This is a genomic window from Eubacterium limosum, from assembly GCF_000807675.2.
GTDB lineage: Bacteria > Bacillota > Clostridia > Eubacteriales > Eubacteriaceae > Eubacterium > Eubacterium limosum.
The window spans coordinates 1671745-1694009 of record NZ_CP019962.1 but is presented as its reverse complement, the minus strand read 5'-3'; the positions used below and the strand labels follow the sequence as shown (position 1 = coordinate 1694009).

Genomic DNA, 22265 nt, shown 5'->3' with positions numbered 1-22265 from the left:
CAGAAGACGCTGCCGATGCTGCTTAAAGCGCACCGGCAGCTTTTTGGTTTTTAAAACTGTTTTTCAGGATCCGCCGTGTACTGGGCGATCTGCTGGGCGTCAATGATATTGACTTTTCCATCAAAGTTCACATCTCCGGCAGCCTTCTGGCGTTCGGATGGGGTTTCTCCAGCCGCTGCAGTCTGAGCCAGCTGCTGGGCGTCAATGATATTGATGGTCTCATCGCCGCTGAAGCTTCCAAGCAGAACATACTGAACCGTTGCCGCAATGGTCGCCGTTGGGTCCTCAGCCACATAGGCGGCTTTAAACTGTCCGCTTTCTTGATCATAGGTCAGCGGCAGGGCCTGGCCGTTAACGGTCAGGACTGCCGGCACATAGGACTTCCGTTCTCTGTTCCGGGTCAGGGTATAGGTGACGGTTTCTCCGGCCTCGGTGACGTGGTCTTTATCCGCGGTCACAGTGCAGCCGGTCACGCCTTCGGGCAATCCTTCCACCACGGCCTCCTCAACGGTTCCCCCGGCTTCGCCAATGGTCATGGTGGCGGTCATGGGTGCGAGTGCCTGATGGTTATCGTCCACTGTAAAGGTGGCGGTCACCTTGTAGACACCGGTTTCTTTTGGGGCTTCAGTGGTTTTCACGCCGTCCTTTTCATAGGTATAGCTCACGCCGGTAATGCCGCAACCTTCTGGATAGACGGCTTCCAGGCTGTGCGGTTTTCCATCTTCCGGGAATCTCGCACTTTCAAAGACTACGCCTTGAATTTCGGCTTTTTGAATGCTCGCGCTCACCTGCTCAACGCTTAAAATATAGTGGTCCGCGTCTTTACCCGAAAGCACAATGCCTTCCACCGTCACTTTTTTATGGTCGCCGGCGTTGGCGTCCTCAAAGGTTCCGGTGGCCTGCTCCCAATCCACAGTATAGCTGCCAAATCCCGGGTCTCCGGTAAAGGTGGCCTGGCTGAAATCCAGTACCGCGTCAGCAGTACCGTCATAAACTTTGTTCTGAGCTTTTACACCGCGGATGACCAGCGGGCTCTTTTCGCTCACACGAATGGTCTTGCTCAGCGCTTTATCGCCGCCCGCATAGGCTGGCAGCGCCAATCTGGCGGTAAAAGTCTGGGTGGTTTCGGTGGTTCCGAAATCACCGGGGACTTCCGGCGTCCAGACAAGGGGTTCGTCCCGGGTTTCCTTGACCACGCCGTCTTCGGAGGTGTAGGTGACCGCAAGGGTGTCGCTGAGCCCCAGCTCTTCTTTGGCATAGGGTTCCTCACTGACGGTCAGAGTGGTATCCGCAAAGGGTTCATAGACGGCGCTGACCGGTTTTACCGTTACATTCTGCAGGGTGAAAAACTGTCCGTCTCCGCCGACTGCCGCCACATAGGTGTAGCTTCCGCCTCTGGGGTTCCAGGCCGTGCCGGAGGGATTCCATTTGCGAATGGTTTCGGTTCCTCTGGTGCCGTTGTCATAGACCACGGCCACTTCCTTGGATAAGCTGTCCGCCAGACTTTCGGCACTCTGGTTGCGGTCGTCATTGGCATACATTTCAATGGGCTCTGGTGATTCCACACGCACGGCCTGACGGTCATTAAACGTGACCTGTGAGACCAGCTGGCTGTCCTGGGCGGTGACGGTGTAAAAGCCGGTGCGCACCTTGCCAGTACCGGATAAAGGCACCTCGGTTTTGCTGTTAATGAGCAGCTTACCTGGCGTATGGTTGTCACAACTCGTGATGGTGTAGTGGATGACGTCCCCGGTGCCCACTTCACTTTTGTCTGTAATGGGGGCTCCCTGGGCATCGGCCATATCGACCTTACATTCGCCGCCTTCACAGGGGGAGGTCTTGGCAATGATGGGTGCCACTGGGTTAAACTTTGTCCGGATGGTTAATCCCGCGCTGGCTTCGGACGCCTTTGTGTTGGCGGTGGCTTCCACACTGGTTTTAAAGCTGTAGGCCTTTCCGGGATCAAGATTTTTGAAGTCCGGGCTGTATTTGTCTGTATTGTTTTCGTAGGTTTTGCCGTTATCTTTTGAAATCTGGTAGATCACCTTGGCGCCGGCGGCCTTGGCGGCGCCCTCAAGGACGACGGGTTTCAGCGCAATGCTGTTCAGGCTGATGCTGTCAGCCTCTGGGACTGCCGGAGCGGCCACGGCTGCTTGCTCAATGACACCATTTTTATAGGTTGCACTCAAGGCGTACCAGTCGGCATCGGCGCCGGTCAGGGTCAGGCCTTCCACGGTGTAGGTCAAACCTGTGCCCACATTTGGGGTCTGGAAACGGACGGTGGCTGTCTCTGCGGACAGGGTGACGGCTTTGTGCGCCGGGTCCAGGCTTGTACTGTTCAGTTTAACCGGCACGTTTTCCATGACGGCACTGCCGTCGTAGGTTTTTGTAACGTCAGCCACATCAATTTCCAATGATGCCTGCGCTCTGGCGGTGATCTCAAAATTCGCTGAAATGACATCCGTAGTGGCTGCGGTGGCCCATTCGGGCAGCTGCACACTGCCGGTGATGTCCACAGCGCCGGATGTTTTCCCAAAGTCCTCGGGCAGCTGCCATGTGATGGCCGCTGTTTTATCGGCCGGGTCCACATAGCTGTCATAACCGATGCTGGCCGCCATGGGCAGCCCTTCGCCTTCCAGATCGGCCAGGGTATAGCCCTGGGGCCGTTCCCTAAGGGTGATTTTTCCAACATTCGTTTGTATTTCGGCGGTCACAGGATCCACGGTCACCGACTGGGTCACTTTGGCTCTTGGATTATTTTTAAGGGTGCCTTCATAGGTCAGATTCGCCCCCTTAAGCGCCCATTCTCCTGTTTTCAGTGTCCAGTTTTCGACCAGATCGGTTCCCTCTGTCCCATTGTCATACTGGAACTTAATGCTCTTTGGCAGACTCTTCAAAAGCGTCTCTGCGCTCTGGTTGCGGGCATCGTTGGCCGCCATGGTAATGGGATCGGCCGTTATATTTTTAACGGTTTTCGGGGCGGCTTCCGCGGCGGCGGTCACGGTTGTATCGCCTGGCTGGATGGTGTAGTCATAGTACCAGGTGCGTTTTTCGTCCGGTGCCCTGCGCATTCCCGGCGTACTGTCTGAAAGCGCCAGCGCATTGCCTTTAAAGGTAAAGTGCATGGTATGGCTGTCGCAGTAGGTGATTTTGTAGCTGACCTTGGTTCCTGCGTCGGCCTCCAGCAGGTCATTGATTTTTTTGTTCGCAGCGTCGTAGAGCTCTACCTTACACGCCTGGCCGGCCGTGCAGTCGCCGTCAACGCTCAGAACCGGAGCCACGACGGCCACCTTGGTGGTGATGGTTGGGCTGGCAGCGGACGAAGCCGACGCTTCGGTGTTGCCGGTTGCGCCGACACGGGCGTAAAAGGCGTAGGCAGTGCCGGGCTCCAGCCCATTGAAAACCGGACGGTCCTGCCAGTTCACCTGATCCTTACTGTACTGTACTCTGGCGCCTGCCGCGGTGGCGATAGGGTCCGTTATCGTTACTGGCTTTAGGGTCACACTGGTGGAGGTGGTTTGGCCGGTGTCCACTACCGGCGTGGTCGGCGCGGCAATGCCGACTGCCTTGGTAATATCGCCTTTAATATCACAGGCGCTCCAGTCAATGATATATTTAGACGCCTCTGAACCCTGCAGGGCGTTGCCGCTCACGGTGACGCTTTTGCCTGTGCCTGCATCTGCGTCATCAAAATTGGCTTCTAAGACTGCGCTTGTGTTAAATTCGACAGTATCACCCTGGGCAATTGCACCTGACAATTGGCCGCCGTCTAAGACTAGGGTCGCCTCAGTTGTGCCGTCATAGGCCTTTGGCGTGACGGTAATGCCGGTCACGGTTAACGGCGTCGCGGTTTTTACGGTCGCGTCAATCGTTGTGCCTGCAGCGGTGGCCCAGCCCGGCAGGGTGACGGTTCCGGCAAACGTCTTGCTGGTTTCCTTACTGCCCGTGGTGCCAAAATCGCCCGGTGTGTCTGGACTCCAGCTTACTAGGCAGTCCATGGCCTCAACGCTTTCATCAAAGGTGACCGCAAGGGTGCTGCCCAGTCCCAGCTCTTCCATGGTGTAGGCCTTTTCGCGGATGGCGATGGTCTTTTCTGGAATGGGTGTGATGGTGGCGTTGACGGGTTTGACGGTGACCGTCAGATCGGTCGTCTTGCTCTTATCGCTGACCAGGGTGGCTGTATAAGCATAAGTCTTCCCTTTAGCGTCCCAGTCTGGGCTTTCGCCCTTTTTAGCCCACTGTACAAGCTCCTGTCCCGTTACCCCATTGTCATACTTGACTTCAAGGGTCTGGAGCAGGCTCTGCTCCAGGGTCTGCTGACTGGCATTAACTGGGTCATTGGCTGTCGTGGTGATGGCGTCGGGGGGTGTAACTGTTTTAACCGCCCGTTTGTTAAAGGTCACTTCGGCCTTGATCACGGCATCCGCGTCTTTGACCGTGTATAGTGCTGTATAGGTTGAAAGCCCCTTCGCATCCACAGCGCCTTTTGTCAGCTCTACGGCCTGGCCGTTGATCGTGAGGCTGGTGTTTTCATTAACGCTGAAATTTTCGGACGGCTTCACTGTATAAGTGACTTTCGCGTCTTTGGCAGCGTGTTCGACATCGGCGGTGATGGTACATGCCGGGTCATTTTTTCCAGCGCCTGCCTTGGTGGGTGCTGCAACCTGGGCGTTGGTTTTGGTCGATGAAGCTGTCTTTGTGGCATCAGATGCGGCGTTATTGCTGGTTTCGGCGTAGCGCGCATAGAAGTCATACGCGGTGCCGGGTTTTAAACCGGTAAAGGTACCGCTTGTCTGCCAGATCGTGGGCTGCTGACCCGCTTCGGCGCTGGCATATTCCAACAGATAGCCTTGAGTTGGCGTTGTCACGCTGACTTCAGCGCTGGTATCGGTGACGCTGCCGGATGTTACTGTCACCGTGTCCGGGGCTGTGACGTTGGTCTGCTTGGTAATGGTGACGGTCATGCCGCTGAAATCCAAAACATATTTATCCGCCTCTGGGCCAGCGATGCTCAGGCCGGAGACCCCTGCGATGGTGCGCGTGCCCACGTTGGGACTGTCCAGATGGATCTTCGCGCCACTATCTTTTTGCAAGGTGTATCCTTGTAAAGTCGTTCCGTTCACCTTAAGGCTCATCTTGCCAATGTCATTTTCATTCCAACTGGCAACATCGGTTCCGTCATAGGGCTTATCATAGAAAACTAACCCATTCACCGTTACCGGAATACCAAAGCTAACTTCCCGGCTCAATGTTGGATTGGTGATCGTTGCCCATTCAGGAACGTTTACCTTCCCACTAAAGAGCTGACGATCGGTCGGGTTGGCGCCAAAGCCGGAAGGCACTGCCGGGCTCCACACAACGGCTACGGCTTTGTCGGTCTGGGTTTCAAAGCCTGAGCCCGTATAGGTCACCTCAATGCTGTTTATAAGCCCCAGCTCATTGGCGGTATAGCCGTCGGTCTTCACTGGAAGCTTAATATCCCCCATTGGCTCAAAGGTGGCGAACACTGGCAGCACCGCAACGGCCTGGGTCACCTTAACGGCGCCAACCAGGGCTTCATAGGTATAGTCACCGCCCTTTACATTCCATTGGCTGTCCTTGTTCAGCTGCCAGGACGCGTCCGCTTCTCCCCTTGTCTGGTTATCGTAGGTTACGCCCACCTTTTTCGGCAGGCTCTCAGTCAGCGCCTGGGCGGACTGGTTCGAAGGATCGTTTGCGTAGAGGGTTTTATTTTCCTGAGCATCGACGGCTTTTACCCCACGTTCATTAAAATGCGCCACTGCGCTGACCGTGGTATCCCCTGCTTTTACCGTGTATTCAAAGACCGCTGTTTTGGTCTCTGGATCAACCGCTGCGGTATCAAAGGCCATTTCATCGCCGCCAATGGTCATACTTGGTGTATAGCCCTCCCCATAGGTAATGGTATAGGTAATGGTCTCGCCGGAATCGGCTTCTGTTTTATCGGCCTTGACCGTATTGGCTGATTGGGTGGCTCCCGGGCCGTCCTTGGTGGCTGGCGCAACCACGCTCTTGGTGCGGATCTCCTGGGTGTTGGTGCCGGATTTAAAAGCATTTGCGGTCGCCGAGGTGTAATCAATGAGGCTGTAAACCGTTCCGGGCTGCAGGCCTGTCACCTTACCGCCCACAATGGTTTTAGGCGTAGTCTGGCCGCCGCCGGTATACTGGTAAATGCCCAGAGGGTTAGGCGTAAAGCTAAAGCCGGTTGTGCTTCGGGTAATCTGGTCGGCCGGCACAGAGGTACTGTTTTCCGGACGGGCTTTGATGGTGTATTCAGCGGCAACCCCTGCTGGGATTTCCCCGTTCTTAGCGGCGCGCACATAAAGGCCTTTGCCAATAAAATCAGAAATCGAAGCCCCGTTCGCCACCATATCCCCATTAAAGTCCTTTTGCGTATTCATTTCATAGCCTGCTTTAATGGTAATGGTTTCCTCTGGATACGTCACCGCTGCGCAGCTTTCAGGATTTACCGGCGCTGCCTGAAGGGTATAGATCGTACTGGCAGGGCTCATACCCGTTCCCTTATCATCGGTAGCGCAGACGAAATCATAGGACGTGCCCGCTGTCAGGCCGCTGATAGTTACAGTATCGCCGCTTGCCTTGGTCCAGGTGTACGCAGATGGTTCTTTTCCCGCTTCTGTATACGCGTAATATAAATTTGCTTCGCTGTTCAGAGTGACCGTGGTATCCGTACGGCTCGCAAGGGTCGGGGCGCTTTGCACCGCCGTCTTTACAATGCCTTTTGCGGTCTGCTTTGCGTCATCACCCTTAAAAAGCTCGGTTCCCTGGATCTCCTGCGCCAATGCTGTCGCGCCGGTAGAGCTTAAGAGCATCACGCCGGACATGACGCCTGCCGCAACCTTTTGCGGTATCGCTTTTTTTCTCATTTTTTTCTTCATGGATGATTTCTCCTTTTACTGTCAAATCCCATATACAATAAGGGCGGGCGCTCGTTTTGCTTCTCCAGATTGGCTGCAAAATCCAACGTCCGCCCCATTGTGTTAAATGCCTTATTTCTTTGTCTTAGAATTTCGTGTTTTCTCGTGTGCTGAAAAGAAGATCGCTCCTCTTTCCTGTGTGCTTAAATGATTTGTGTGTGTAATAATTAATAGATGTTTTTTACGTGTTCTTTTGTGTTCACCCCATAAGGGATTACTGCATTTTTCTTCTCATGCGGAAAACCTTGATACCGGAAACCGCTAAAATGGCTAAGCCGGTGGTCAGGAAACCAAAACCATTGACAGCATCCTGAGAGAAATTTAAGCCGGTTACGGGGTTCTTAACATTGGATGGCGCTTTACCATCCGCGCTCTGGCCATCGTTATTGCCATCAACGCTACCACCGCCTGCCTGAGCTTTGGCAACGGTAATCTTAAATTCGATGGACTTGCCGCCATAGGTTGCGGTTAAGGTCTGTTCGCCGGCTTTTGTTTTGTCATAACCGGTGATTTGGGCGTCGGATAATGGCAGCTCACGGACAGTTTCGCCATCATTGATGGTGGCTTTCATCATGCCGCCTTCCAGGTTTGGCATTTCATCGCCAACGGTGGTTTTTCCTGTCGGTGCTTTCACCAGTTCCAGACCGGTTACAACCGCTTCTTTAATCTTGATGGTAAAAGCGTTTTCCAGCTTCTGTCCGCCAAATTCAATGGCGACTGGTACGGCTTCACCCACCTGGTTCATGTCCACAATGGCTGTGGCTTGGGCCATATCCATTTCAACATCGCCTGCCTGTTCATAGGTAACGGTTAATTTACCACCGGTTAAATCGATGGCGTCGCCCTGAAGGTAATCCACTTTGGTCGGTGCGGCAGCCACAGCCAGTGCTTTGACGGTGTCGGCCTTGACGGTCACATCTGCAGATGCTGTAAAGCCGCCTTCTTCGGTGGTTGCGGTAATGCTGGCAGTACCAGCCGCAATGGCGGTCACTTTACCGTCTGCGTCAACGGTTGCCACAGCATTATCAGAAGAAGACCATGACACGTTCTGGTTGTCGGCGTCTGCCGGCTCTATCGCTGCGGTGGCCTGGGCATTCTGTCCCGGGAACATTTCGGAAGCGTCTAAGGATACGGATACGCCGGTGACCGGTACTGGCGCTGGCGGTGCTTCGGTAATGTTCACACTGCTGGCGTTTCCGCTGCAGTTGGTGGTGATGTCTTCGGCGGCGGCGTTTCCAACAACACGAGGATCCATAGCGAGGCCCGTATTGCCAGTTGCGCCATCTTTAACTTTGAAGGTTACGGTAAACAGTTCCGATGTTTCAGTCATTGGTGTGCTACCAGTTGCATCAAACCAGTTGGCATAAACGCCAGTAGAACCGCCACCGCCTTCAGGCTTAAAGTTAAAGACATAGCTTGACTTGGTTGTGTCAGCAACCTCCAGTTTATCATGGTCATAATCCAGCGCCGCTTCGTAGGAACCGACTGACGGTTCTGGGGTCACTGAAACGGCCACGGTAAAGGTGCCGCCTGGGTGTACCTCTGTTTTATCTGCCACAGCAGAAAATGTTGCAGCACCTTCTGCTGCTTTTGCTTGCGGCATGATTCCTGGAATCGCCGCAGACGCGAACAGACTCAGTCCCAGGAATCCCGCGATCAGTCTGCTTGAAAGTGTTTTTGCTTTCATTTTTTCCTCCTTAAAGAAAATAGAATAAAAATTTATATCAAGCGCGCGGCGTTTTTGTCCGCGCGCTTAATAACCTTAATAACAGTGTCTAAAATTTAAAGGCTTTTCTAAAAAACAACGCTTGTATCCGCTGCGTATTGCGCGACTTTTTGCGCGTCAATAACATTGATCTTTCCGTCAAAGTTGACGTCTCCGGCTGCTTTTTTCATGTCTTCAATGGTTCCGCCAGCTGCGGCTGCCTGAGCAATCTGCTGCGCGTCGATAATGTTGATGACCTTATCACCGCTGAAGTTGCCTAACAGAATACATTTGGCATCTGCTTTAAGCGCAGTGTCGCTTTCTTTAACCGTGTATTCGGCGCTATAGCCTTTGCCTTCTGCCAGTTTTGTGACGGCGACGATTTCGCCGTTCATGGTAAAGGCGTAAGGAACATAGGCTTCACGGACAGCTTCTGGCACAAACTGATAAGTCAGTTTATCTCCGGCAGTTACGGTATCCCCTACCTGCACGGCTTCGCCGTTTTTCAGAACAGTGGCATTCATGCCGGCTGCCTCTTCCTCGGTTAAGCCGGTGGTTATTTCTTCTACAACCACTCCGGCACTCTTTTCCTCAATCACAAGCTTAGCGCCCATGGTTTTAGGTTCAACCACATGGTTAACGTCAGTTTTAAAGGTGGCGGTTACCGTGTAGGTGCCAGACTTCGTTGGCGCTGTACTGGTTGGCTGACTTTCCCCGTCTTTTAGGTAGCTATAGCTTACAGTCACACCAGACGGCAATGCACCGTTGATTTCAATGGTTTGACTATTACCGTCTTCGGTTACTTTTTTATCTTCCATACTAATACCAGTAAGGATGATGGAAGCCGGGGTGATATTTCCAGTCACGTTGCTTAAATCCAAAACATATTTGCCAGCATCCGTTCCAGATAAACTCAACCCGCTTACCTTAACCGGAATATTTTTGCCAGCATCGGAAGAACTAAATTCGGCCTTTGGAATACCAGATAACTGAACGTCAGTCCCTTTAGTCAGGTCTTCCGAATTTAAAGCTGGGGTATCTTTAAAGTTGGCTGTTTTTGTGCCGTCATATACTTTATCCTCTATTGTAATTACCGGCACCAGCACTACCCTGTCACTAATGCTGACATTAACAGAAACAGCATTACTTGTAAGTGTTGCCCATTCTGGTACAGCAGCACTACCTTCAAACACAACCGGTGCTTCGGTCGCTGTCTTACCAAAGTTTTCTGGTATCTCTGTTTTCCAGCTGATAGCGACCTCACGATCCTCACTGTTTACAGGTACACCTGCCTGATAAGTACAAGCGATGGTTTCCGGCAGCCCCAATGACGCAATAGTGGAATACCCTTCTTCACTGACAGAACGAACCACATCATTTAAAGCTCCCAATTCTGCGGTAACCGTGTTAACTATGACGGTTTGTTTCACATAAGTGTCATCCGCAGAAACACTATATTCATAAGTGCCGCCTTTAGGTGAATAGGTGCTGTTCGTAGCCCATCCTAATCCCAAATCGGTTGCTTTTCCTGTTTTTTCTGTGCTGTCATTGTAAGTCGCCTTGAGCGTAATACTATTGTTAACAAAGGCCTTTAACTGGGCTAAGCTTTCATTTTTTTCGTCATTCGCATAAATGGCAAGTTCCCTTTCTTCGCTAACCCGTTCGATCTTTGTGATTCTTTTTTCACTCTCAGTCATAAAAGCTTTCATGTTCAGTTCACTATCTCCTGCTTTTACAACATAAGAGTAAGTGAATTTTCCATTTGATCCAGACACGGCCTGTACATCATTGCCATTCAGGTTAAGCTTGACAAAATCGTGCAGCGGGCATGGGGTTAATGTAAATAAAACCGTATCGCCCACAGCCGCGCCTCCTTTTGCCGCTGTACTGGTTAGTTCACAGCCACAGCTTAAAGGCTGGCCTGCCTGATCTACCACGGATAAAGATATTTTTATCGGCTCTACTTTAATGGCAACAGCTGCTGTTCGGCTGTTGTTGGCAGAAATGCCTTCATCAGCTGCGGTCGCGATAATATTAACGCTAAAATCACCAGATTGTGTTGGTGTGCCCGAAACCATGCCATTTTTGTTTAAGGTTAAACCTTCTGGTAATACAGAGCCACTTGCCAGAGCATAGGTAAAGCTTTCACCTTCAGCCGCCGCACTTGCCTCATATGCGCCTTTCAATTTTGCGCTTGGTAAGGCCGGGGCATATTCAAAAGGTTTTACCACCAGCGCCACTTTTTCGGCGGTGTTGTAAGTTTCGTTTCCATTCACTTTTGCCTTAATGTCATAGAGTCTGCCTTTGGTCAACCCGCTAAAGGTGTAGTCGATTTTAGCGGCATCATAGGTCTGAGCCTCACCAACGGCTGTGTCGGTGCTGTGCTCATAGGCCTGCAGTAAAACAGGCTGATCATCGCTGTTTACTCCACCCACTTGAACGGTGACGCTGTTGTCCCCAACATTTTTAATATTAAAGCTTCCCAACTCTTCTGGCGTGATGGTTTTCTTTAAGGTGACATCTGGGTCTGTAAAGGTAAAACCACTGTTGTAAGCCAAATTTACCGCTGGATTGCTATAAGCTCTGGAATCATCTTTCACATTGGCCGTGATCGCCTTATTATTGTCTGGAATCGTCCATAAGTAGAGCTTTCCAGACTGGGCAACCAGGTCTTTGCCGTAATTTTTACCATCGACACTCGCACTTTTTACCGCTGTCTTTTCTTCTGTAATACCGCCAAGTTTAACGGCTGCCGGATAAACATTCTGGTTTTGGCTGTTTTTGGCTGTCACGTTCATTCTCTGGTTCACAGCATTCAAGGAACCGCCATCCACTTTTACATTAAAAGTATTGTTTGCAATGGTGCCAATATCCGGAATGTTTGTATCGCTTGACCTGGTTTCAGCGTTAATGGTGCCACCCGTTACATTTAAGTTAAAGGTGTTGCCAGACGAATCATCCAATTTTACAGTTGTATTACTTTTACTCTTTGCTGCGATCCCAATTGCCGGTGCATTAACAGTATAATCCTTGCTATCTCGAGAAACCGTATTTATGTTTCCGCCGGAGATATTACAGTCGAATACTGTATTTTTAGAAAATACACCTACACCAATGCCAGGTCCTCGGGAGTTTACAGTTGCGGTATCATTCATTATGTCAATGTTCCCGCCTGAAATATTTACTTCTACCTTCTGGTCTAAAGCTACCCCGGCGCCGATCCCAATTCCAGGAGCTTGCCCCTGTACAGATATCTTTGTGTTTCCGCCTTCAATGTTTGCGACAATATTTTCATGAGTTTTGTCATTCTCATTAAGCCCAGCATTAGTGCTTCCACTATTCCAGCTTCCAGAACCTCCAATTGCGGCGCCGCCATAGGCGCTTATTAAATCAAGCTCGGCAGTTGAATTTTCAGGAATGTTCAATGTGACATTTTGCTTAGAGTAACCGCCATACCCAGTGCCGATTGTAGCACCGCCTCTGACCCTCCCTGGTCGAGAGTCTTGTGTGTCTTTTGAATGGTTATCTCCAATGACTTTGCCTCCATTAATGGTCACATTAACAGTATTCTCCTGATTCTCCGGCACATCGCCCTGGGTACCAATTGCGGCACCCCAACTTTCTGTTATTGCTTCAACGGTTCCTCCATTGATAACTAAGTCGAGAGTTGACCCTCCGGGTTGATCGTTTCCGGCTGTGGCACCGATTGCTGGACCCATCCCTACGGTCTTTGCTTTAACCGTTCCTGAATTAATCGTTAATGTGGCGTGGCTTTGCACACTAGCCCCAAGAACAACATTTTTAGAATCGACAGTACTATTCGATACCTCCAGACTCCCATCACCATTTCCATAATCTTCAATAGTACATCTAGCACCATCCTCCATAAAAAGGCCGCAACTTGTGCTTTTTGTCTGCACCATTCTATTACTTCCTTTGAGCAATATCTTAATATCAGAATTCGCAACTATTGTCATTGGACTCCGTCCTGCACCCTGAACAATATTTAAATTATCCAAAATAACTGTTGCTCTTTTGGCGTTAACTACAAGATAATTTGAAGTTGATTGGGTTGTTTGATACACCCGGATCACCTCGTCATCTCTTATGTCCTCTACATTACCTTTACTTAAATCAACCGCTCTTGTTTCTGTAACAGCTGCGGCTTTTGCCTCTTTTCCTTCCAACATCAGCGTTGGCAGTAAGAGTAAGATACTTAAAAATAGAATCGTCAAAGTCTTTAAGAAATAATTTCTTTTACTCATTTGTCTTTCCATTTTTACTCCTTTCATAGTCAAATATTTTTTTAATTGTCTTTATGATTATCAAGCCTGATTCCAGTCCGTTTTACTGATTAATTCTCTTTCACCTCCCAAACAGTTAATGAGACTTGCTATCAAAAGACCATTATCTATTCATCAGGTTTTCCTGTGAATGACATTGTGCGAAGGGCAGCCGCGCTGGTGTGAGCGGCCTTTTTCCCTCCGCGATTACAAAAAAGGTAAAAAGGTGAGATGGAGCATGAAACGGCTTTTGGCGCATGCCGTTTCTTCTCACTATATATTCAACAGATACGCATGTTATGCTTCTCTGTGAATAACTATTTTCTTGATTTCAAGAAAAGCAGCAGCAATCTCAGGGTCAAACTGTGTGCCTATGCCTTTTTTGATCTCATCTAATGCTTCAGATTCTGGAAGACTGTTTCGGTAGCATCGGTTGTTAACCATGGCATCCCAGCTATCCGCCACAGCGCATACTCTTGCCAGAAATGGAATCTTAGATCCTTTCAGTCCAGACGGATACCCTTTACCATCCCATCGTTCATGGTGGTATCTGCACACAAAAGACCCAACCCGGCAAAAAGCTTTCTCTTTCGGTTTTTCTGCTAGTTCACCGAGCTGATCAAAGATAATCCCTCCAAAGCTTGTGTGCTGTTTCATAATTTTCCATTCGCCGAAATTTAGACCTGTGCTCTTTTTTAAAATATCTCTCGGTACAATGCACTTACCAATGTCATGATAAAAATATGGACTACATCCGTTCAAACAGAATTCAGCCTGTTGACTGCTTTGATGCATTTGACTTAACAAAGCATCTATCAACACACCAGTTCTTTGACAGTGACGCTGGATCTCTTCTGGACAATTTCTTAAATATTTGTTAACCATCTCGTCCATTTTTCACTTTATCCTTTTCTTTTTCGCCTTTTAGGGTATAATGTTACAGCTACAATCGTTCAAAAAGTCGCAAAATACACTATTTTGCGTCATTATATTGCTTTTAAATATATTTTTTCTATAGTATTTTTTGCTTTTAAGTATTTTCTCTTAGAAATTCCATCCATTTTTTTTATTTCTTCTTTTTTATAAGTATCACTCGGATGAAGGTAAATATTCATAGTTGTTGTTGTATGAGCATGTCCCAGAATCTCACTGATTAGTTGAATATCAATACCACTTTCTTTAGCGTTCGTAGCAAAGGTATGTCGCAAATCATGAAAATGATACTGAGCAATTCCGGCTATTTGACATAATTTAGAAAAATATCTTTGTATTGCACGAACATCATAAAAGTTACCATTTTTTTTACACACAACAAAGCTTTCATCTTTATTCTGAAGAAAATTGAGAGTTTTATAGTACTTTTCAAGACATATTTTTATTTGCGCAGTCATAGGAACACTTCTAACCGAGTTCTTAGACTTTGGAGTTCCTAAATGTAAAAAAGTTTTCTGCCCTTTTCCATCTATTGATATTCTTTTAAAACTGTGTTGTACATAAATAAAACCTTTTTCAAAATCAATATCTTTCCAACGCAATGCAGTAATTTCAGATATTCTTAATCCTGAATGAAGAGCAAGCTGAACCGCAATTTTATGTGGTGTACTCTGGGATTTCAATAACTCTTCAATACTCATCTGTTCCTCTAAACTTAATGCTTTTCCTGCCTTGTTTTTACCTTGAGGTAGACGAACCGCGGAACAAGGATTTGTATTGATCATATCTTCTCTAACTGCATAGTTCATTATCTCTGATAAACGGCCAAAAATATTTCGGACAGTCGTTGCTTTTAATTTTTTTTCTTTTATAAGACTATCTACAAAGTTTTGGATCAGTTCCTTATCAACGATAGATACATTACAATGACCTAAAACCGGACTAATATGCAGACTAATTTGTCTTTTATAATTTTGCAGTGTAACTGCTTTAACCCTTCCTTCGCTGGTTTTCATATTCAACCATTTCTCAAACAATACTTCCATAGAGACTTGCTTTTTAAAAAGTTTTTTCATAAATAAGTTAATAATTTTTTTGATCATCATTTTTGCTCCTTCTTTTAGCCGTTAAAATTTTTTGAACTTTATAAAAAAAAAGACTGGTAATTCCTTTGACTTAACGTTATAATAGTTATAGATTTATTAATTTGTTTCCGAATGACGCAAAATAGTGTATTTTGCGACTTTTTATTTTGTTTTATAGTTTTTACTTCTCAAAACTGTTTTTTACTTGTTTGTAGAATTTGAATTTAATGTTATAAAAACACTCATGCCAAAAAAAGAACACTGCAAAATAGATGAAAGCATCTAAATTACAGTGCTGCTTCAGTTTGTTTTTACGCTCATTTTATCATGTCATCGTTAAACATTTAGTTTTAAAGTCTTTCTAAAAAACATAAAATGCCGCATACTTATCGATACATGTATGCGGCATCTGTCTCTGGGTTTAAAGTTCTTTTTTCCGGATAATATCCATGGCCTTCACAGGCACATCCATTTTCATGCTGTAGATCATTTTTGGGTGCGGGGTCGATTCGATGGGGTTTCCCTTTTCGTCCTGCATCTCGCCCACCTGCTGGGTGTAAAAACCTTCCTGGGAACCTGCCACCATCACCTCGATGGTTTCTCCAGCGTTTATCTTATTGCGCTGCTGGATAATGGCGATACATGTTTCAGGATCGTAGGACTGGACCACGCCCGCAAAATCGTACAAGCGGGTATAGCTGCCGGTACCATAGTTCTGGTCGTTGGCTGTGGTCTTGTGCTCAAAAAAGCCAGTAGTATAGTTCCGGTGGCTAACCTTGCGAAGCTCCTGGAAGTATTTGGGATCGACACTTTTTTCTTCAGGGTGGTCGTAGTAATAATCAATGGCCTGGCGATAGGCCTGGACGACGGTAGCCACGTAATAGATGCTCTTCATGCGGCCCTCGATTTTCAGGCTGTCAATGCCTGCATTTATGAGTTCTGGGATATGGTCGATAAGGCAGAGATCCTTGGAATTAAAGATAAAGGAGCCGGTTTCGTCCTCCTCTATGCTAAAGTTCTCGTCTGGTCTTGTCTCCTCGATGAGGTGGTATTTCCAGCGGCAGGGGTGGGCGCAGTCGCCCTGGTTGGAGTTACGGCCGGTCATGTAGTGACTCAGCAGACACCGCCCAGAGTAGGAAATACACATGGCACCATGTACAAAGGTTTCGATTTCCATATCGGCTGGTGTTTTTTCCACGATTGTCTGCATTTCCTCAAGGCCGAGCTCCCGGGCCAGCACAATGCGCCGGGCTCCCTGATGATACCAGAACTCTGCGGTTTTCCAGTTGGTATTGTTGGCCTGGGTGCTGATGGAAACCTTAAGCGCTGGCTCGGTCTCACGCACAATGGCAAAAACGCCGGGGTCTGCCACCAGTACGGCATCTACGCCCATGGCTTTCAGGGCATGAACATATTCTGGAAGCCCCACAAGGTCGTTATTGTGGGGGATCATGTTCAGGGTAACGTAGATGCGCTTGCCCCTTTCGTGGACGTAACGGACAGCTTCTGCAAGCTCTTCCATCTCAAAGTTACCAGCCCCTGCCCGCAGGCCAAAGCGTTTTCCTGCGCAGTAGACTGCGTCGGCGCCGTAGTGCAGGGCATATCTCAATTTTTCAAAATTCCCCGCCGGGGCGAGCAATTCAGGTTTTTTTCTCAATTTATGTTCTCCTTCGTAATTTTCATCTCTATAGTATATAGCAAATTCCCATGAAATGCAAAAATAAAAAACGGCCCGTAGGCCGCTTTAGTTAATCAATTTTTTTATAGCTCACTGCCAGTCCGTCTCCCAGAGGCAGCACGGTGGTCATGAGCCTGGGATCATGGCTGATAGCATCCAGGTATTTTCGCATGCGCTTGACAATGGTGATCTTTCTGCGGATCACCAACGCATTGGTCGCGATCATCCCCTTATAGAGCACGTTGTCGGAAACAATGAGGCCGCCGGGCTTTAAAAGCCGCATACAATCCTCAAGCAGATGGATATAATGCCCTTTGCCCCCGTCCAGAAAGATCATGTCAAAGGTTCCGGTGAGGCTGGCCGCTGTTTCCTGGGCGTCGCCCTGGATTAAATGAATCCGGTCTTCATAGCCCATTTTGGCAATGTTTTCTCTGGCCTGGGCAATCATGCGCTCATCCCGCTCTACGGTGGTCACTCTGCCTTTTTCCCCCATGGCATGGGCAAAAACCCCGGCGGAGTAGCCGACCGCTGTCCCAATTTCCAGAATGCTTTTGATCTGATGCGTTTCGATCAAAATTTCCAGGTAGTTGCGAACCTCGGGAAAGATAATGGGCACATGGTTTGTTTCTGCAATGAGCCGCAGCCGCTCAAGGGCAGATGTTTCGCCGGGGAGCAGGCTGCGGATATAATCTTCGATATAATCTGGTACAATATCACTCACGGTTTGTTACGCTTTCTAGTCTCCCATATACTTCTGAACATCGGCGTTATGCCCTTCCAGTGTTTCATTGAAATAGAGCTTGCCGGAATCCATATCGGCTACAAAGAACAGATACTTGGTCTGGGCCGGGTTGATGGCTGCGTCAATGGAGCTTTTTCCTGGTGAGCAGATCGGACCGACGGGTAATCCTAAATTCTGATAGGTGTTGTAGGGAGAATCGATTTTGGTCTGTTCCTCGGTCAGTACTGCATGTTTTTTACCCAGTGCGTAGTCAACGGTAATGTCGGACTGCAAAGGCATATTCTGGGCGATACGGTTGTAGAAAACACTGGCGGCGTTGGCTTTGTCCTCGGGCAGCTTGGTTTCAAGCTCAACAATGGAGGCCATAATGACAATTTCATCCACGGTTTTGCCTTTTTCTGTGGTCTGCTGCATAAAATTCTGGTTATAAACCTCGGTAAAACGGTCCAGCATTTTTTTCACAACGTCGGACGCGGTGCTGCCAGGCTCAATCTCGTAGGTATCCGGGAACAGGTAACCTTCAAGGGTCCGGTTCTTATCGTCCGGAATGCTGCTCAAAATCGGGTACAGGGCTTTGTATTCGCCCAGCTTCTTAGTTTCGCTGATAAAGGCCGCAGAGGTACAGATATTATGCTTTTCCAGTATCTGGGCCATTTCATTGATGTTTTTGCCCTCGGACAGGAGTACCGGAATCGCGCCGCTGTAGACATCGCCGTTCAGCATTTTGTTCACAATGTCCGGGACGGACATAGCGTGGTTCATTTCATAGTTGCCGGCCTGCATACCGCTTGTTCCGCGGCTGTGGCGTCCTGCATAGCTCTGGAATATCATGGTGTTCTTAATTAAGCCCTGATCGTAAAGGATCTCTCCAACGTCTTTGATGGTCGAGCCGTCTGGAATTTCGACGATCATGGTTTCTGTGCTTGTCCCTGTGGGTTCCAGCATGGCGTTGTAGAAGCCTCTGCCTGCAAAGATGCCAATAACGACAATCAGCACAACGGCTGCAATGACGATGGGCAGCTTGTATTTAAGTCCGCCTTTTTTTCTTTTTACAGGTGCGTCCATTGCTTCTGCTTCTCTTCTCCGGCGTGTTTCGGCAGGCTGTTTCTGTACCGGTCTCTTCTTTTTAGCAGTGCCCGGGCTGTCTGCTCTCTGGGCTGTCTGGCCTTTTTTCTGGCCTGCTGGTCTCTGCTTCGGGGTACCTGCGCCCGCCGAACGAGAGGTTTCTCTGCGTTCCTGTACTTTACTGCCTTCCGTAGGTCGGCGTTTTACGGCTCCCTCTGCTGGTTTCCGCTGCTGCGTTTTTTTCTTTGGTGTGGTCTGGGTGCCTCCGTCCGCGGGACGCTTGGCGTTCGCACGCTTTTTACGCATCTCCACCTCGGTTGACTGAGCCGTCCGCTTTTGTGCCTGACGGTTCTGCGTTTTGGGCTCCGAAGCCTCTTTTTTCGCTTCACCCTGGGTTAATCTAATCTTCATTTACTCACCTCAATTACGGGGATTTACTCAAAAAAAGGGTACCTTGTTTTTTTGGAAAGTACCCCTGAATTTATTTAATTACTCTGCGTCTTCCTCGCTGCCAAACATGCCGCCCATGTCTAAATCAACGGCTTTGCTGATGATATCCATGATATCCTGGAAGACAATGCCAAAATACATCTGCGCCTGGAAGTATTCGGCAATAATCGGAATGCCCAGCACGGACGCTGTTAAAGAGTTATAGGCTTCTACCTCTTCCTCTGTCAGCTCCTGGCCCATCATTTGTTTTGTCTGAAGACCCATTTGCTTTTTCGCGTAATCCTGAGCCATTGCGTAATGTTCTTCGTCAGCCTTTAGCTTCAGCTCTGCTGCTTTAAAGTTCTGGTATTCGTTTGATTCTTTAAGAGCCTGGGCCAAATTGTTGGCTTCATCATATACGTTCATTCCCTAAGTTCCTTTCTTTTCGTTTAATCAACATTATAACACATCTTAGATCAAATTGTTACTAAATTTTTACAATTATAGCCATTATTTTAGAAAAAGCTCCAGATAATGGGAAAATTTTCCCATATTCTGAAGCTTAAGATTTCTAAATCATATTCATTTTAAAAATGGTAAAGTTATACTTCCATTAAAATCGGCAGGATCATCGGCTTCCTGTTTGTCTGGCTGTACAGGTAACGGAAGAGGGACTCGCGGATTTCATTTTTAATGGAACTCCAGTCCACTACGCCTTTTTCTTCACAGGCCAGGAGGGCTTTTTTAACTTCATCGCGGGCTGTGTTGATAAGCTCTTCGGATTCGCGTACATAGACAAAGCCTCTGGAGATAATGTCTGGTCCTGAGATGGCTTTACCTTTATGCATCGTCACCACCACAATAAACAGGCCGTCCTCAGACAGGCGTTTACGGTCATTTAATACAATATTTCCAATGTCGCCGACACCCAGGCCGTCGACCAGTACTGGCTCTGCCTGTACCTTGCCGGTAATCTTACAGCTTCGATGGTCTACTTCCAAGACTGATCCATTCTCCGCAATGAGGATATTGCGCTTGTCGGTTCCCACACTTTCCGCAAGGGCGGCGTGGTGCACGAGCATTCGGGCCTCACCGTGAACCGGTAAGAAGAATTTTGGCTTAACCAGTGTCTGAACCAGCTTCAGCTCTTCCTGGCGGGCATGGCCGGAAACATGGATGTCTGCAAATTTTTTGTAAACAACCTCTGAGCCAAGATCCACCAGCTTATTGATCACTTCTGAAACCATCTTTTCATTCCCCGGGACGGGAGAAGCTGAGATAATAACCGTGTCTTCTTTTTTAATGTTCAGGAAACGGTGCTCACCGTGGGCCATACGGCCAAGGGCTGCCATGGGCTCGCCCTGACTGCCGGTCGTGATGATTACCAGCTCGCTGTCTTTATAGCTCTTCATATCCTTGATGTCTATAAGGATATTTTTAGGGATTTTCAGATACCCCAGATCGGAGGCGACCTCCACCATGTTTTCCATGCTCCGGCCATTAATGATGACCTTGCGCTTATAGCTGGCTGCCGCGTCGATGATCTGCTGAACCCGGTGCACATTTGATGCGAAGGTAGTGATAATGATTCGGTTTTTACAGCCTCTGAACAGGTTGTAGAAAGTCGCGCCAACGGAGCTTTCAGAAGGTGTAAAGCCTGCTTCCTCAACGTTGGTGCTGTCGGCCATAAGCAGGTCAATGCCCTGGCTCCCCAGCTTGGCAATACGCTGTAAATCCATGATTTCGCCATCGATGGGATGGTAGTCGATCTTAAAGTCTCCTGTATGAAAAACGGTCGCTGCCGGTGTCTTAATATAAAGGGCAACGGAATCGGCAATACTGTGGTTAACCCGGATAAATTCGACTTCAAAGCTGCCCTTCTGCACCCGGTCGCCTGCCTTTACAATCTGACGGTCCACACTGGTAACCAGTCGGTGTTCAACGAGCTTTTTATCGATGAGCCCCATGGTAAACTTGGTGGCGTAAATAGGGACAGTAATGCCCAGCTTTTTAACCAGATAGACAATGCCTCCAATATGGTCCTCATGTCCGTGGGTGATAAAAAGCCCCTTCAGCTTATCGGCATTTTCGACAATATAGCTGAAATCTGGCAGGACAATGTCAATACCGTACATTTCATCGTCTGGAAATTTCAAGCCGCAGTCAACAATGATCATCTCGTCCTTGTATTCAAAGACCGTCATGTTTTTTCCGATTTCACCAAGGCCCCCAATGGGAATCACTTTAAGCTTATCTTTATGCTTTGGCGGGTGGTTCCTTCTTTTGGGCCGGTGGTTTTGACGATTCTGATTTCTATTTTCGTTTTTATTCTGTTGTGTTTCGTTCAAAATAATCTCCTTTCATTATTTTATATCCGTCCGGCCGTATCAAAACGAACCGGTATTTCTGAATCAATTTTAATTGTGTTTCCTCTGATGACACACCTTAGAGCGCGAACAACCAGACCCACTTCAAACCCCTTTTTAAGGAGTCCTGAAAACAGCGGATCGGTGGCAATATTGGGCGTAAAAAACTCAGCGTCCTCTCTTTGTACAACGAAGAGCACACCGGCCTCATAACCTTCTGTACGCGCATGCATTAGTTCTTCCAGGTGTTTACAGCCCCGTTCGGTCGGGGCGTCTGGAAACATCGCCGCAGCACCAACCACCAGGTTAGCGCTTTTCACTTCGTACAGACAGGGGTGGCCATTCCGTTCAAAAGCCAGGTCAAAGCGGCTGTTGCCGTAGGTCACTTCCCTTTTAAGCTGACAGATATCCGGGGCTTTTTCCATAAACTCAAAGGCGAGTGCGTTGGCCATGGTCGAGTGTATGCAAACCCATGTACTTTTATACCATACTGTCAGTAAAGTAAAATCCGTCTTTCTCTTTGGCGACGGATTAAAGGCCATTTGAACCCGGGCGCCGGGTACGAGAAGCTCCCGCATCCGGCCGGTATTTGCTACGTGCGCCGTAATTTCACGTGGGGCGCTGTCTGTATCGATCATAACCCGGGCAATAAATCGGTTGGGTCTGGAGATGAATTCCCCCTCAACGATGGGGAAGCTGCTCAACTCCATTATTATTCCTGATGGTCTCCGCCGCAGCCGCAGCCACAACCGCATTCTTCATCATCATCGTCTTCTTCTTCCATGAGCTGTTCGTAGGTCTGTTCGATCAGCGCGAATTCTTCTTCGCTTTCAACCGGATACAGTGTTTCTTCGCCATTTTCGTCCTCACGGATAACAAATGGGAATACATCTTCGCTTTCTTCACTTTCTGCTAAGAGGACATAGGTTTTGTCTTCAATGTCGAAGCTGATCACCAGCTCAAATACGCGTTCTACGCCATCTTCATCTAATAATGTAATTTTGTTGTCTTCCATGTTTAAAT

At 48.4% G+C, this 22265-nt stretch carries 12 protein-coding genes; all 12 read right to left on the bottom strand.

All coding sequences use genetic code 11. The features are described 5' to 3' along the window. Window positions 1-50: 50 nt before the first annotated feature. Complete coding sequence (locus B2M23_RS07780; protein WP_038352986.1) at window positions 51-6917, bottom strand: YDG domain-containing protein; 6867 nt, start codon at window positions 6915-6917, stop codon at window positions 51-53. 253 nt (window positions 6918-7170) lie between these two features. Beyond that, window positions 7171-8643: an Ig-like domain-containing protein gene (locus B2M23_RS07775; protein ID WP_052237333.1), complete on the bottom strand. Its 1473-nt coding sequence runs from the start codon at window positions 8641-8643 to the stop codon at window positions 7171-7173. Window positions 8644-8750: 107 nt separating this feature from the next. Then, window positions 8751-12953 (bottom strand): YDG domain-containing protein, encoded by a 4203-nt coding sequence (locus B2M23_RS07770; protein WP_081571140.1) that lies wholly within the window; start codon window positions 12951-12953, stop codon window positions 8751-8753. Window positions 12954-13241: 288 nt separating this feature from the next. Next, window positions 13242-13838: an HD-GYP domain-containing protein gene (locus tag B2M23_RS07765; RefSeq protein WP_052237334.1), complete on the bottom strand. Its 597-nt coding sequence runs from the start codon at window positions 13836-13838 to the stop codon at window positions 13242-13244. Window positions 13839-13930: 92 nt separating this feature from the next. Then, on the bottom strand, window positions 13931-14983 hold the full coding sequence (locus tag B2M23_RS07760) for a site-specific integrase (RefSeq protein WP_038352988.1): 1053 nt from the start codon (window positions 14981-14983) through the stop codon (window positions 13931-13933). Between the two features lie 400 nt (window positions 14984-15383). Beyond that, window positions 15384-16619: a peptidase U32 family protein gene (locus B2M23_RS07755; protein ID WP_038352989.1), complete on the bottom strand. Its 1236-nt coding sequence runs from the start codon at window positions 16617-16619 to the stop codon at window positions 15384-15386. 91 nt (window positions 16620-16710) lie between these two features. Further along, a complete protein-coding gene (locus tag B2M23_RS07750) occupies window positions 16711-17361 on the bottom strand; it encodes an O-methyltransferase (RefSeq protein ID WP_038352990.1) in 651 nt (216 codons plus the stop codon). Between the two features lie 15 nt (window positions 17362-17376). Continuing rightward, window positions 17377-18858 carry an endolytic transglycosylase MltG gene (gene mltG / locus B2M23_RS07745; RefSeq protein ID WP_052237335.1) on the bottom strand — a complete coding sequence of 494 codons (1482 nt, stop codon included), beginning with the start codon at window positions 18856-18858 and terminating at the stop codon, window positions 17377-17379. 78 nt (window positions 18859-18936) lie between these two features. Further along, window positions 18937-19302, bottom strand: a complete 366-nt coding sequence (locus B2M23_RS07740) for a YlbF/YmcA family competence regulator (RefSeq protein ID WP_038352991.1) — start codon at window positions 19300-19302, stop codon at window positions 18937-18939. Window positions 19303-19478: 176 nt separating this feature from the next. Next, window positions 19479-21224 carry a ribonuclease J gene (locus B2M23_RS07735; RefSeq protein ID WP_227206028.1) on the bottom strand — a complete coding sequence of 582 codons (1746 nt, stop codon included), beginning with the start codon at window positions 21222-21224 and terminating at the stop codon, window positions 19479-19481. A 20-nt stretch (window positions 21225-21244) separates the two neighbouring features. Beyond that, window positions 21245-21952 (bottom strand): DNA/RNA nuclease SfsA, encoded by a 708-nt coding sequence (gene sfsA, locus B2M23_RS07730; RefSeq protein WP_038352992.1) that lies wholly within the window; start codon window positions 21950-21952, stop codon window positions 21245-21247. A 2-nt stretch (window positions 21953-21954) separates the two neighbouring features. Beyond that, window positions 21955-22257, bottom strand: coding sequence for a DUF1292 domain-containing protein (locus B2M23_RS07725; protein ID WP_038352993.1), 303 nt, complete (start codon window positions 22255-22257; stop codon window positions 21955-21957). Window positions 22258-22265: the final 8 nt, after the last annotated feature.